The sequence below is a fragment of the Lentzea sp. NPDC051208 genome, assembly GCF_040682435.1.
Taxonomy (GTDB): domain Bacteria; phylum Actinomycetota; class Actinomycetes; order Mycobacteriales; family Pseudonocardiaceae; genus Lentzea; species Lentzea kristufekii.
Genome location: NZ_JBFBAW010000011.1, coordinates 155,581 through 167,974, shown reverse-complemented (window position 1 = coordinate 167,974; position 12,394 = coordinate 155,581). Strand labels below are relative to the sequence as shown.

The following is a 12,394-nucleotide window of genomic DNA, read 5'->3' as shown; positions in this document are numbered from 1 at the left end:
GTGCAGGACCCGTTGGAGTTGCTGGACATCCCGTCGTTGCTGGGCGACGAGGAGCGCGACATCCAGGCCACCGTCGCGGCCTACCTGTCCGACCACGTCCGGCCGCACATCGCCTCGTGGTTCGAGGCGGGCATCCTGCCGCGCGAGCTGGCGGGGGAACTCGGCAAGCTCGGCGTGCTGGGCATGCACCTGGAGGGGTACGGGTGCGCGGGGACGTCCGCGCTCGCGTACGGGCTCGCGTGCCTGGAGCTGGAGGCCGTCGACAGCGGCATCCGCAGCTTCGTGTCCGTGCAGGGCTCGCTGTCGATGTACTCGATCTGGAAGTACGGGTCGGAGGAGCAGAAGCAGGAGTGGTTGCCGCGCCTGGCCGCCGGTGAGGCGATCGGGTGCTTCGGGCTGACCGAACCGGACTTCGGCTCGAACCCGTCCGGCATGCGCACGCGCGCCGTGCGCGACGGCGCGGACTGGGTGCTGAACGGCACCAAGATGTGGATCACCAACGGTGGTCTCGCGGACGTGGCGACGGTGTGGGCGCGAACCGAGGAGGGAATTCGAGGATTCCTCGTTCCCCGCGGTACGCCCGGATTCTCCACGCGGGACATCAAACAGAAGCTGTCGATGCGAGCATCCGTCACCTCCGAGTTGGTCCTGGAGGACGTGCGGCTGCCGGAAAGCGCCCGGCTGCCGCTCGCGACTTCCTTGCGCGCACCGCTGACGTGTCTGAACGAGGCGCGGTTCGGGATCGTGTTCGGCGCTGTCGGTGCCGCGCGGGATTCGTTGCAGGCGGCACTGGACTACTCCGGTACGCGCATCCAGTTCGACCAGCCGATCGCCTCGTTCCAGCTCACCCAGCGCAAGCTCGCGAGCATGACGGTCCAGGTCAGCAACGCGATGCTGCTGGCGTTGCACCTCGCGCGGCTCAAGGAGGCCGGCACGCTCAAGCCCGAGCAGATCAGCGTCGGCAAGTACAACAACGTCGAGGCGGCCATCGCGATCGCACGGGAAAGCCGGACCATCCTCGGCGCGAACGGCATCTCGCTCGAGTACTCGCCCTTGCGTCACGCCAACAACCTGGAATCCGTACTGACTTATGAGGGCACTTCCGACATCCACCTGCTATCCATCGGCCACGCGTTGACCGGAATCGCCGCATTCCGTTGATCGTTCGCCCTATCCTGCACTCCGCAACGGGGTTCGCGGGTGGGAGGACGTTCTGCCGGAGGAGACAAACAACCGCAGTGACGCGCGTCGCAACCGCAAGCGATTGCTGGACGCCGCGACGCACGTCCTGCGGGGTGAACCAGCAACGGCGACGATGCAGTCGATCGCGCGCAAGGCCGCGCTTTCGCAAGCGACGGCGTATCGGCACTTTTCCTCCGTGGAAGCGCTCGTGGTGGCCTATCACGAAGACGTCATAGCGTCGTTGGTCGAGCACGGCGAACGGTCTCGCAAGACCGGCAAAGAACTGTTCGAGCACCAAGCAACGCGGTGGGTGAAGCTGCAGAACCTGCACGGCCCGGTGATAGTGCGGTTCTCGTCGCAGCGCGGGATTCTGGAACGGATGCACAACGCCGAGGAAGTGGCGGCGTTGACGTGCAGCGCGTGGGACCCGGCGTTGCGGGGCGTCCTGATCGACCTGGCACTGCCGGACGGGATGCTGAACGTGGCGCGGTTCCTGCACCACGCGTTGTTCGACCCGCGGGAGATCCTCGACCTGACGAAAACCGCCGGACTCCCTGACGATCAGGTGGTCCGGCGGCTCTCAGACGCGTTCTACGGCGCGTTGAAGGGCTGGGCTTCGCACTAGCTCCCGTGCGCTAGATGCCGAGCGGGAGCACCCACTTCAGCTCGGACTTGACGTTCGGGCGGCCGTCGAGCGGGTTCTCCCCGGCGATGCCGCCGGCCGCGATCTTGTCCAGGGTCTTCAGCCCCTCGGGGAGGATCTGGCCGAACACGGTGTAGTTGGGGCGCAGGATCGAGTCCGACTGCACGAGGAAGAACTGCGAGCCGTTCGTGTCGGGGCCGGCGTTCGCCATGGCGAGCGTGCCGCGCGGGTAGATGCGGCGCTGACCGGTCGGGTCGTTCGGCGCGGGCTGCAGGTCGGTCGGCAGCTCGTCCTCGTACTTGTAGCCCGGGCCGCCCTCACCCGTGTTGGACGGGTCGCCGCACTGGAGCACCTTCAGCGTCGGGTACGCGGTGAGCCGGTGGCACTCGGTCTGGTTGTAGAACCCGCGGTGCGCCAGGTGGATGAAGCTGTGCGTGGTGCACGGGGCCTTGGAGCGGTCGAGCACCAACGGGATGTCGCCCTGGTTCGTCTTCACCTTGACCAGGACCTTGCCCTTGGTGAACCACGGGTCGTGCGGGATCGACACCGGACGCGCGGCCGGTTCCTCCGGGGTCGCGGTGTAGCCGCAGTCGGGCCGGGCCGTCTGGACCTCGGCGGACGCGGTGCCGGTCGTGATGAAACCCACGGCCAGCGCCGCCACTGCCAGTCCAGCTGCGATTCGCCTCATGCGCGTTTCCTAGTGGAGCCGGGGTGGAGGGGCAAGGTTTAACGGATCACTCAGTTGTCCGTGGACTCGGTGATCTCGTACGCGCATTTCGCTTCCGCGCCGGCGTTCGTGATCTCCTTCTCCTTCTCCACGCGGAGTTTGCACGTCGCCTGGCCGGTCTGCGGCTTGACCGTCAGCATGATCTTTCCCAGGGCGTTGGCGAGCATGGCGCGGTTCTTCACCGGCAGGTCGACGGTCTCGGACTGGGACGCGCCTCCGGGGACGGTGAGCGTCAGCTGCGCCTTGCCGGTGCCCTCGACGTCGTAGAACGCCTCGTAGGTGTAGCTCTTCGGGCCGCACGCGGTGAGCGCCAGCACGGGGATCAGCAGGAGGAGTGTCTTCATGGCTCGAATTCTGGTGGTGGACGCGGCACGCGGCTTCTGTCCGCAGGCCGGTTGTGGGTCCTACCTTTGGCCGACCAGACGGGTCTCCCAGGCCCAGGCGGCGATCTCGACGCGGTTGCGAGCGTCCAGTTTGGCCTGAACGCTCGCCAGGTGCGTCTTGACCGTGCCGACCGAGATGAAGAGTTCCTGCGCGATCTCGGCGTTCGTGCGGCCGATCGCGGCGAGCTTCACCACGTCCAGCTCGCGCGCGGAGAGGGTGTGGGGTTGTTGCTGTGGCGGCGAGTTCAAGTGCTGCAACAGCCTGACCGTGATCGACGGACTGATGAGCGCATCGCCCGTGACGGCCGCACGCACCGCCTCGACCAACAGGTTCGGACCGGCGTCCTTCAGCAGGAACCCGCACGCACCGTTCTTCAGCGCTGTGTGTACGTACTCGTCGTGGTCGAACGTCGTGCACACCACCACGTGGACGTCGTTCGCGATCTGTTTGAGCGCTTCGAGCCCGTCCATGCGCGGCATCCGGATGTCCATCAACGCGACGTCCGGCCTGGTGCGCCGTGCCTCGGCGACGGCCTCGACGCCGTCCCGCGCTTCGGCCACGACCTCGATGTCGGACTCGGCCCCCAGGATCATGCCGAACCCCGTGCGCACCATCGCCTGGTCGTCCGCGACGAGAACCCTGATCACGCGGTCGCCCTTCCTGTCGGGAGCGCGGCTTCGACGACCCATCCGCCGTCGATGCCCGGCCCCGCCTTGATCCTGCCACCGAGCGCCTGCACGCGTTCGGTGAGTCCGACGAGCCCGAAACCGTTGCCCTGCCTCGCGGACTTGCCGTCGTTGGAGACCTTGACCGTCACCCAGTCCGGCGTGGTCTGGATCTGGACGTCCACTGTGGTCGCTTCCTGAGCGTGTTTTCTGATGTTGGTCAACGACTCCATGACGACGCGGTGGACCGAGCCGGCCACTTCGAGCGGCAGCGCCGCGGTGTCGCCGTGGATGTCGAGGGTGGCGCGCGGTTCGGCCGCGACCAGCTGCTCGATGTCGGCGATGCCCGCGACCGGTGCCACGGGGGCGTCGTCGCGGAGCATGCCGATCATGCGGCGCATGGCGGCCATGGCCTCACCACCGGCCTCCTCGATGCGGTCGAGGGCCTGTCTGGCCTGCGCCGGGTTGCGTTCGACGATTCGGCCGGCACCCTGCGCGAGCACGACCATGCCGGTGATGTGGTGACCCACGAAGTCGTGGAGGTCGCGCGCGAACTCGGCCTTCTGCTCGGCTTTGACGGCCGCCACCTGCTTCTCCCTGGCATCGGCCAGCAGCCGCAGGTAGCCGACGGACGCGACCACGCCCGTGGCGACGACCACCAGGGCCATCGCCAGGGTCAGCTCGGTGGGGCCGAGCGGGAACCGCAGCGGCTGGGTGACCAGCGCGATCACGATCCAGCCGATCAGCGGCGCGTCCCGGCGCGACCTGGCCTGGTGGGTGGTGACGGCCAGGACACCGGTCAGCGCCAGCGTCTCGGCCAGGCCGAACTCCTTGTCGAGCGGGTTGACCAGGGTGAACGCGAGGCTCGCGGTGGCGGCGACGGCCGCCAGGGCTCGATGAGGGCGCAGCCAGGCCGACACGGCCAGCACGATGCACCCGAGCGCAGCCCAGCCTGTCCACGGGTAGAGGCCCGGCGACCTGAACAGGCCGTAGTAGAAGTCCACGAACGCCGCGGCGAGCAGTGCGGCGATCGCGCCGAACCTCCAGAGCATGGCCATGACCTTATGCACTTGTGCCCTGTCCGCAGATCGGCCGAAAGACAGAGGCGAACCCTGCTCGGGACCGAGGTTTCCACCTCCACTCCGGACTTTGCTGACCGTGTGAACAACTTCGCTTCCGCCGCGGTCGACCTCGTGAAGGTGTACGGCTCCGGTGACACCGCGGTTCGAGCACTCGACGGGGTGACCGTCGGGTTCCGGCCCGCTGCCTTCAGCGCGATCATGGGGCCGTCCGGCTCCGGCAAGTCGACGCTCCTGCACTGCCTGGCGGGCCTCGACACGGCCACGTCCGGCGCGGCCCTGCTCGGCGGCAAGAACCTGACGCGTCTGTCCGACACAGCGCTGACCAAGGTGCGCCGGGACCGCATCGGGTTCGTGTTCCAGGCCTTCAACCTGCTGCCGACGCTCACCGCCCGGCAGAACGTCCTGCTGCCGTTGAGCCTGGCCGGACGGCAGGTCGACAAGGCCTGGTTCACGCAGCTCGTGGAGGCCCTGGGGCTGTCGTCACGGCTGTCGCACCGGCCCTCGGAGATGTCCGGCGGCCAGCAGCAGCGCGTGGCGCTGGCTCGGGCGCTGGTCACCCGGCCCGAGGTCGTCTTCGCTGATGAACCGACCGGCAACCTCGACTCGCAGTCGTCCGCGGACGTGCTGAACCTGCTGCGTCAGGCCGTGCGCGACTTCGGTCAGACGATCGTGATGGTCACGCACGACGACAGGGCGGCCTCTTACGCCGACGCAGTGGTGCACATGGCCGACGGACGGGTCGTTCAGGCGGTCGCCGCATGAGGAGGTTCCTTCCCGTCCTGTCGATCACGATCGCGGCGTTCTTCGCCTACTCGACCGTGCTCGCCAAGGACGTCACCGAACGTTCCCTGGCGGTCGGGGCGGCCCGCCTGGTCGAGGTGTTCGCGCTGCTCGGCGCGTTCGTCACGGTCGCCATGATCGTGGCCGCCCTGGTCTCCACCTCGACGTTCCGGATCGTGTTCGCGCACCGCATGCGGGAGCTCGCGCTGGTGCGGGCGGTCGGTGCTTCGCGCGCACGGCTGGCGCGTGGCCTGGTCGCCGAGGGGGCGCTGACCGGGTTGCTGGCCTCGGTCGCCGGTGTCGCGCTGGCGGCGGGCGCCGGGCAGCTCGTGCCGCTGGCAGGCCTGGTGGCGCCGGGCTTCCCGCTCACACCCGCGTTGGTCGTGGTGTTCGGGTCGTTCGTGCTGACGACGCTCGCCGTGCTGGCCCCCGCGTGGTCCGCGGCCAAGGTCTCTCCGCTGGAGGCACTGCGCACCTCGGCCGTGCAGGACGCGAAGGGCCGGATCGGCCGGCCGCGCTGGGTGCTCGGACTCCTGATGGCCGCGGGCTCGGTCGCGCTGGTGGTCACCGTCGCGATCGACGGCCTTGCCAGCAAACGCCGGCCTAGCGGGATGACCGAGGACCTGCTGCTGCGCACCACCATCAGCGGTGCGCTGGCGTTCGGCGCGTTGATCACGCTCGGGCCCGTGTTGATCTCACCGGTGCTGAGGTTGATCGGGCTTGCGTTGCGGCGCAGCACCATCGCGTCGCTCGCGGTGAGCGGTGTCGGTGGCGCGCCGCGGCGGGCCGCCTCGATCACGGCGGTGGTGGCGTTGGGCGTCAGTCTCATCATCGCGACGCTGACTGGCGCGAACACGTTGCAAGGTCTGGGGAAGGCCGAGATGGCGAGTGCCTACCCGGCCGACCTGGAAATCGTCGGCCCGGTCGACGCCGGGGCGTTGGAAGCCGCCGGGCTCACGGACGTGCTCCCCTACCGCCGCACCGAGATCACCATCAACGGCACGCTCACAATGCGCGCCACCGACCTCGACATGACCAAGCTCCGCGGCCTCACGGACTTCCGCGTCGACTCCGGTGCGCTCGGGGACATGGGTCCGCGCAAGATCATCCTGTCGACCTCCACCGCGAGCCGGCTCGGGTTGACCGCGGGGTCACGCGCCGATGTGAACGGCGTGCGGATGACGGTGGCGGCGACGTTGTTCGGTGGAGTCCCGCTCGGCAGCGCCTTGCTGCACTCGTCCGATGTGGAGGGTGAGCCCGTCGGCGTGCTCGCCAACGGCGCCAAGGAACGCGTGCCGGCGGGGCTGGAGGTCGAGTCGCTCGCCGATCGTCGGCTGGCCCAAGAGGACTGGTTCACCTCCTTGGTGGCGATCGCGGTCGGACTGCTGTTCCTCACGGTGCTGATCGCGGTTGTCGGGGTCGGCTCGACCACCGCGCTGTCGGTGCTCGAACGGACCCGTGAAGCCGGTCTGTTGCGAGCGATCGGCCTGACCCGCAGAGAACTCGGCCGCATGGTCACGACCGAGGCCGGCCTCTACGGGGTCGTGGGCGCGGTGATCGGACTCGCCATCGGCGTCCCCTACGCGTGGCTCGCGATCATCTCGCTCGGCATCGAGTGGCCCTTGCAGGTGCCCGTCGTGCCCGTCGGCGTGGTGGTGCTCGCGCTAGCCGTGCTCACCGCGGGCGCGGGGCTGCTGCCCGCCCGCCGGGCCGCGCGGGTGAGTCCGGTCGCGGCGCTTCACTCGATCCAGTGACGTGCGTGTACCTGGTCCGAGACGGGGTAGCCGCACTGCATAGGGAGGTTATGCAGTCATGGGATTCGACGAGTTGAAGAACAAGGCCAAGGACCTCATCGGCCAGCACGGTGACAAGGTCGACGACGGTGTCGAGCGCGCGGGCCAGTTCGCCGACGACAAGACCGGCGGCAAGCACAGCGAGCACATCGACAAGGGCGAGGACAAGCTCAAGGAAGGCCTTCGGAACTTCGGCGGCCAGCAGCAGCAGTGACGGGACCTACTCAGCGTGGGTTCCTGAGGCGGCACAGGCGATTGGTTCGCGTGTGAGTTAAGCCTGATCGGATTCACTTCCGCGATCCCGGCGGCCCGGTTACCGTCGTTCGCCGGGATCGCGGAGGTGAAGGTGGATCCAAGCGGGGTGACGAGGGCTGCACGGCTGACCGCGTTGGCAGCGTTGTGCCTGGTCACCGTCGTTTTGCTGTTACCGGCGGCCATCAGCGTGAGCACCGGTGGGGCCGTGCCGGGGTTCATCGGCGAGTTCGGCCGGTGGTTGTGGCCCGCGGTCGGCGTGATGGTTCTCGTCTCCGTCGGCCTCGCTCTCTGGGAACGCGGCCGCGGCCACGAGACCAGCAATCGCACCGCCGCCCTCGCGCGGGTCGAGTCACGGGTGAAGGCGCTGCTCGCCGCCTCGCTGGCCGCCCAGACGCAGATCAAGCTCGGTGTCCTGAAGCAGCCCGCGATCTCCGTGCGGGTCGACGGCGAAGAGGTTTCCTCACGGGACCTGGAGGCCGTCTACGACCGCCTCGGCCACAGCATGGTCCTGGTCGGACCGGTGGGCAGCGGCCGGTCGACGTTGCTGCGCGAACTGTGCCTGACGCTGGTCGAACGGGCACGCAACGACCCGCAGGCGCCCATTCCGGTCGTCGTGGACCTGGCGACGTGGCGGGCGTACGGCGCGCGCAAGCCGACCGAGTTCACCGCGTGGCTGTTGCGCGAGATGAACCGGCGCTACGGCATCAGCCGCTCGGCCGGCACGATCTGGCTGCGCCGCGAGCGGGTCGCCGTGCTCATCGACGGACTGGACGAGGTGCCGCGCGTCGACCGCGCCCTCTGCGAGTCCGAACTCGCTCCGTTCGCCTCCGTCGTGAGCTCGACCGGTCCGATCGACAACCTGCCGTCGGTGTTCGTCGAGCCGCTGACCCGCGGTCAGGTGCTCGAGTACATCGCTTCGGTCAGTCCCCGGCTCGACAGCCTGGAGTCGGCCCTGACGCCGGAGATCTGGGAGCGGCTGGACTCACCGCTGGCGTTGAACCTCCTGGCGCTGACGCACCTGGACAAGCAGGTCGACACGATCGGCACCGACTTCGTGGGTTCCTTCGTCGTGGAAAGGCTTTCCGGCCAACGCGGCGCGGGGCCCACCATTCGGGCGTTGAAGTTCCTCGCGCGGTTGGGCCGGCCCGACCTCGGTGCACCGGTGCACATGCCTCACCGCCGTGCGTGGCTTCCGCTGCTGCCCACTCGTCCGTTGTGGTTGCTGTTCGTGCGCGCTGTGCCTGCGGCCTATGCCGGTGGTGTGTGTGCTGTGTCGTTCCTGACCGCGCTGCGCTTCGGATTGTGGCCCGCCTTGGTTTTCGTGGTCGCCTCTTCTTCGTTGCTCGTGCTGGTGAACAAAGTGCCGCGCGTCTTTCACCCGCCTGGGCGTGCGCACGGCATCGTGACTGCCGCGCTGGGATTCCTCGCCGGTCTGTTCGGGGGATTGCTGGTCGGTCTGACCGGTTTCTGGCTGGGGGAAGTCGGAACGCCGTGGCCCTACTTCGTGGCGTACGTGTTCGTGGTGGTGGCGTCGTTCTTCTTGGCGTTGGGTTTCATCCCGGGTGACGCACCTGTGCCGTGGGCGTTGCTGATCGCCGCCGCGCCGGGCGTCTCGATGATCTGGGCTGGTCCCTACGAGGTGATGGCGGGCATGGGGGTCGGCTTCTCCGCAGGCGTGGCTGGCGGGATTTTCGCTGCCGCCGTGGGGCGGGTGTGGCGCACGGTGCGCCCGGTGCAACAACAACGCATGCGGCAAGGGCGGCCGTGGTGGGTTCAGCCGGCTGTCCCGGTGCTCGGCACGGTCGGACTGCTGGGCGGGATCGGTGCGCTGGGGTCCTGGGGAACCGCGCTGGGAGTGGCACTCGGGCTGCTGGTCACCCCGACCGCCGCCCGCGACTACGTCTGGCCGTTCGACGCGGTCGCCGAAGTCGCCGCCGAGGGCATCACACGACCGCTGTCGCTGGGCGAGTTGTCGTTTCGCCGCAAGGCTTTGCTCCACCTCGCTCAGGACCGGCTACTGCTCACCCGCGTCGACGGCGAGTACCGCTTCGCGCACGTCGCCCTGCGCGACCACCTGGCGTCGTGCGACCCGACGGCGCTGGTGCGAGCCACGCGCCGTTGAACCTTCCCGATCTGCGGGCCGTACGGCCTGAAAGAAGGGTCGGGTGTTGTGCATGTGCTGGTCGAAGGGCTGGATCGCGGGAGCCGGGGGCCTCTCGGTCGTCGCGGCCATCGGGGGTACGGCCTTGGCTCTCGCCGGACCCGGTGCGTCCTCGTCGCAGCCGGGCGTGGCGGGCAAAGAGGTCTGCGGCGGGCAGCAGGTGAGGACGACGAGCGTCAAGGGGCCGGCGACCGTGCTGTCGGACAAGTTCCCCGTCGGCACTTTGTTGCGGGTCACGAATCCCGCCAACGGGCGGGTGATCACCGTCTCGGTCACCGGGCCGGCGACCGGCTGCGCTGTGCTGAACACAGCGGCATTCGATTCGCTCTCGTCCGCCGAGACCGGCGAAGTGGAAAGCGTTCTCCGGCGCATTCGGGTGGAGATCGTCGGAAACGCGCCGGCGCCGGTGTCCACCTCCCCCACCCCCGTCTCGCGGGTGCGGGCTTCAGGAACAGTCGGGCCTGTCGTCTGCGACGGCGCGACCGTCGGGTTGTCGGCCGTCGGCGGAGCGCCTGGCGCGTTCTCGGCACAGCTTCCGGTCGGAACCTCGGTGCGGGTCACCAACCTCGACAACGGAAAGCAGACGATCGTCCGCGTCATCGGCGTGGGGCCGGCCTGCGTCGTGTTGAACAGCGCTGCCTTCGACCTCGTCGGTGAGTCGGGGAAGAGCGTGATCAAGCGGGTGCAGATCGAGAAGGTGACCTGACCGCGTCACCAGTCCATCGGCTCGTCCGGCTCCTCCGGCTCCGGCCACTCGTCCACGGCGTCGCCCGAGCCCCACGCGGCACCGCCGGGGCTCGTGGTCTTCGGCTTGGAGTTGGGGGCTTGCACCGCAGCGGGTGCGGCGGCTTCCGGTGCGGAACCGCCGGCCGCCACCACCTCCAGGATCTGCTCGCCGTACTTGGTGAGCTTCGCCTGGCCGACGCCGCTCACCGCGCCCAGGGCGGTGAGGGAGCCGGGGCGCGACGCCGCGATGGACTTCAGCGTGGCGTCGTGGAAGATCACGTACGCCGGAACGCCCTGTTCGCGGGCCTGGCCGGCCCGCCACTCGCGCAGCGCCTCGAAGAGCGGGCCCGCGTCGGCCGGCAGGTCGATCTTCACCTTGGCCGCGCCGGACGAGGAGGACGCCGTGCGCGTCGTCGAGCGGGCGGGCGTCGGGTCCTTGCGCATCTTGACTTCGCGCTTGCGGCTGAGGACCTCGGAACTCGCTTCGGTGAGGACGAGCGTCGAGTACTCGCCCTCGACGGCGAGCAGGCCCTGCGCGAGCAGCTGGCGGATTACGCCGCGCCACTCGCCCTCGCTCAGGTCCTCGCCGATGCCGAACGTGCTGAGCTGGTCGTGGTCGAACTGGATGACCTTGGCGGTCTTGCGGCCCAGCAGGATGTCGATGGCCTGACCGGCGCCGAACTTCTGGTTGCGCTCCTTGCGCAGCCGGTAGACCGTCGACAGGACCTTCTGCGCCGCGACCGTGCCGTCCCACGACTCGGGCGGGGTCAGGCAGGTGTCGCAGTTGCCGCAGGCGGCACCACCGGGTTCGTTGAAGTACTCCAGGAGCCTGGACCGGCGGCACGTGACCGTCTCGCAGAGGGCGAGCATCGCGTCGAGGTGCGCCTGCGAGCGGCGGCGGAACGCCAGATCGCCTTCCGACGACTCGATCATCTTGCGCTGCTGCACCACGTCCTGCAGGCCGTAGGCGAGCCACGCGGTGGACGGGAGGCCGTCGCGACCGGCGCGACCTGTCTCCTGGTAGTAGCCCTCGACCGACTTCGGCAGGTCGAGGTGGGCGACGAAGCGGACGTCCGGCTTGTCGATGCCCATGCCGAACGCGATGGTGGCGACCATGACGAGGCCGTCCTCCCGCAGGAAGCGGGCCTGGTTGCGCTGGCGGACCGACGAGTCGAGCCCCGCGTGGTAGGGCAGTGCGGGAATCCCGTTGGCCACGAGGAACTCCGCCGTCTTCTCCACCGACGAGCGGGACAGGCAGTAGACGATGCCCGCGTCGCCCTGGTGCTCGCCGCGCAGCAGGTCGAGCAGCTGCTTCTTCGGTTCCTTCTTGGGAACGATGCGGTACTGGATGTTCGGCCGGTCGAAGCTGGAGACGAACTGCCGCCCGTCGCTCAGCTCCAGGCGCGTGAGGATCTCCTTGCGCGTCGCCTCCGTGGCCGTGGCGGTGAGCGCGATCCGCGGCACCTTGGGCCAGCGCTCGTGCAGGTGCGTGAGGGAGAGGTAGTCGGGCCGGAAGTCGTGACCCCACTGGGAGACGCAGTGCGCCTCGTCGATCGCGAACAGCGCGATCTCACCCTGCTCCAGCAGGCGCAGCGTGGCCTCGGACGTCAGCCGCTCCGGCGCCAGGTAGAGCAGGTCGAGCTCGCCGCTGACGAACTCGGCCTCGACCATCCGGCGTTCGTCCCAGGACAGCGACGAGTTCAGGAAGCCCGCGCGCACGCCGAGGGCACGCAGCGCGTCCACCTGGTCCTGCATCAGCGCGATGAGCGGCGAGATCACCACGCCCACGCCCGGCCGGACCAGCGCCGGCACCTGGTAGCAGAGGGACTTGCCACCACCGGTCGGCATGAGCACGAGCGCGTCACCACCCGCGATCACGTGCTCGACGATGGCGGCCTGGTCGCCGCGGAACTCGGGATACCCGAAGACGCGCTGCAGGACCTGCAGCGCGTCTCCGAGAACGACACCGTCGGTTGACACCATGCCGCCGATGCTA

The 12,394-nt window shown here is 69.0% G+C and carries 12 protein-coding genes; 7 read left to right on the top strand and 5 right to left on the bottom strand.

Translation table 11 applies throughout. The features are described from left to right. Entirely contained in the window at positions 1-1,161 is a 1,161-nt protein-coding gene (locus AB0M48_RS26555) for an acyl-CoA dehydrogenase family protein (RefSeq protein WP_363846849.1), read from the top strand. A 103-nt stretch (positions 1,162-1,264) separates the two neighbouring features. Next, complete coding sequence (locus AB0M48_RS26550; protein WP_363846847.1) at positions 1,265-1,807, top strand: helix-turn-helix domain-containing protein; 543 nt, start codon at positions 1,265-1,267, stop codon at positions 1,805-1,807. 10 nt (positions 1,808-1,817) lie between these two features. On the opposite strand, the gene AB0M48_RS26545 is transcribed toward AB0M48_RS26550, so the two are convergent. From AB0M48_RS26545 to AB0M48_RS26530, 4 genes are read right to left on the bottom strand one after another with little or no spacing between them, the layout of a single operon-like run. Continuing rightward, a complete protein-coding gene (locus AB0M48_RS26545; protein ID WP_363846845.1) occupies positions 1,818-2,513 on the bottom strand; it encodes a peptidylprolyl isomerase in 696 nt (231 codons plus the stop codon). Between the two features lie 50 nt (positions 2,514-2,563). After that, positions 2,564-2,896, bottom strand: coding sequence for a hypothetical protein (locus tag AB0M48_RS26540; RefSeq protein ID WP_363846843.1), 333 nt, complete (start codon positions 2,894-2,896; stop codon positions 2,564-2,566). Positions 2,897-2,956: 60 nt separating this feature from the next. After that, positions 2,957-3,583, bottom strand: coding sequence for a response regulator transcription factor (locus AB0M48_RS26535; protein ID WP_363846841.1), 627 nt, complete (start codon positions 3,581-3,583; stop codon positions 2,957-2,959). Next, positions 3,580-4,653: a histidine kinase gene (locus tag AB0M48_RS26530; protein ID WP_363846839.1), complete on the bottom strand. Its 1,074-nt coding sequence runs from the start codon at positions 4,651-4,653 to the stop codon at positions 3,580-3,582. Before AB0M48_RS26530 ends, AB0M48_RS26535 begins: the two co-directional genes overlap by 4 nt. A 108-nt stretch (positions 4,654-4,761) precedes the next feature. Between AB0M48_RS26530 and AB0M48_RS26525 the strand changes: the two genes are divergently transcribed. From AB0M48_RS26525 to AB0M48_RS26505, 5 genes are all read left to right on the top strand, one after another. Continuing rightward, on the top strand, positions 4,762-5,445 hold the full coding sequence (locus AB0M48_RS26525; protein ID WP_363846837.1) for an ABC transporter ATP-binding protein: 684 nt from the start codon (positions 4,762-4,764) through the stop codon (positions 5,443-5,445). Continuing rightward, entirely contained in the window at positions 5,442-7,217 is a 1,776-nt protein-coding gene (locus AB0M48_RS26520) for an ABC transporter permease (protein ID WP_363846835.1), read from the top strand. Before AB0M48_RS26525 ends, AB0M48_RS26520 begins: the two co-directional genes overlap by 4 nt. Positions 7,218-7,275: 58 nt before the next feature. Beyond that, positions 7,276-7,470, top strand: coding sequence for an antitoxin (locus tag AB0M48_RS26515; protein ID WP_191302704.1), 195 nt, complete (start codon positions 7,276-7,278; stop codon positions 7,468-7,470). A gap of 147 nt (positions 7,471-7,617) precedes the next feature. Further along, positions 7,618-9,633, top strand: a complete 2,016-nt coding sequence (locus AB0M48_RS26510; protein ID WP_363846833.1) for an NACHT domain-containing protein — start codon at positions 7,618-7,620, stop codon at positions 9,631-9,633. 52 nt (positions 9,634-9,685) lie between these two features. After that, positions 9,686-10,378, top strand: coding sequence for a hypothetical protein (locus AB0M48_RS26505; RefSeq protein ID WP_363846831.1), 693 nt, complete (start codon positions 9,686-9,688; stop codon positions 10,376-10,378). Between the two features lie 5 nt (positions 10,379-10,383). Here AB0M48_RS26505 and recQ read toward each other — a convergent pair whose 3' ends face one another. Further along, positions 10,384-12,381 carry a DNA helicase RecQ gene (gene recQ / locus AB0M48_RS26500; protein ID WP_363846829.1) on the bottom strand — a complete coding sequence of 666 codons (1,998 nt, stop codon included), beginning with the start codon at positions 12,379-12,381 and terminating at the stop codon, positions 10,384-10,386. Between the last annotated feature and the right edge of the window lie 13 nt (positions 12,382-12,394).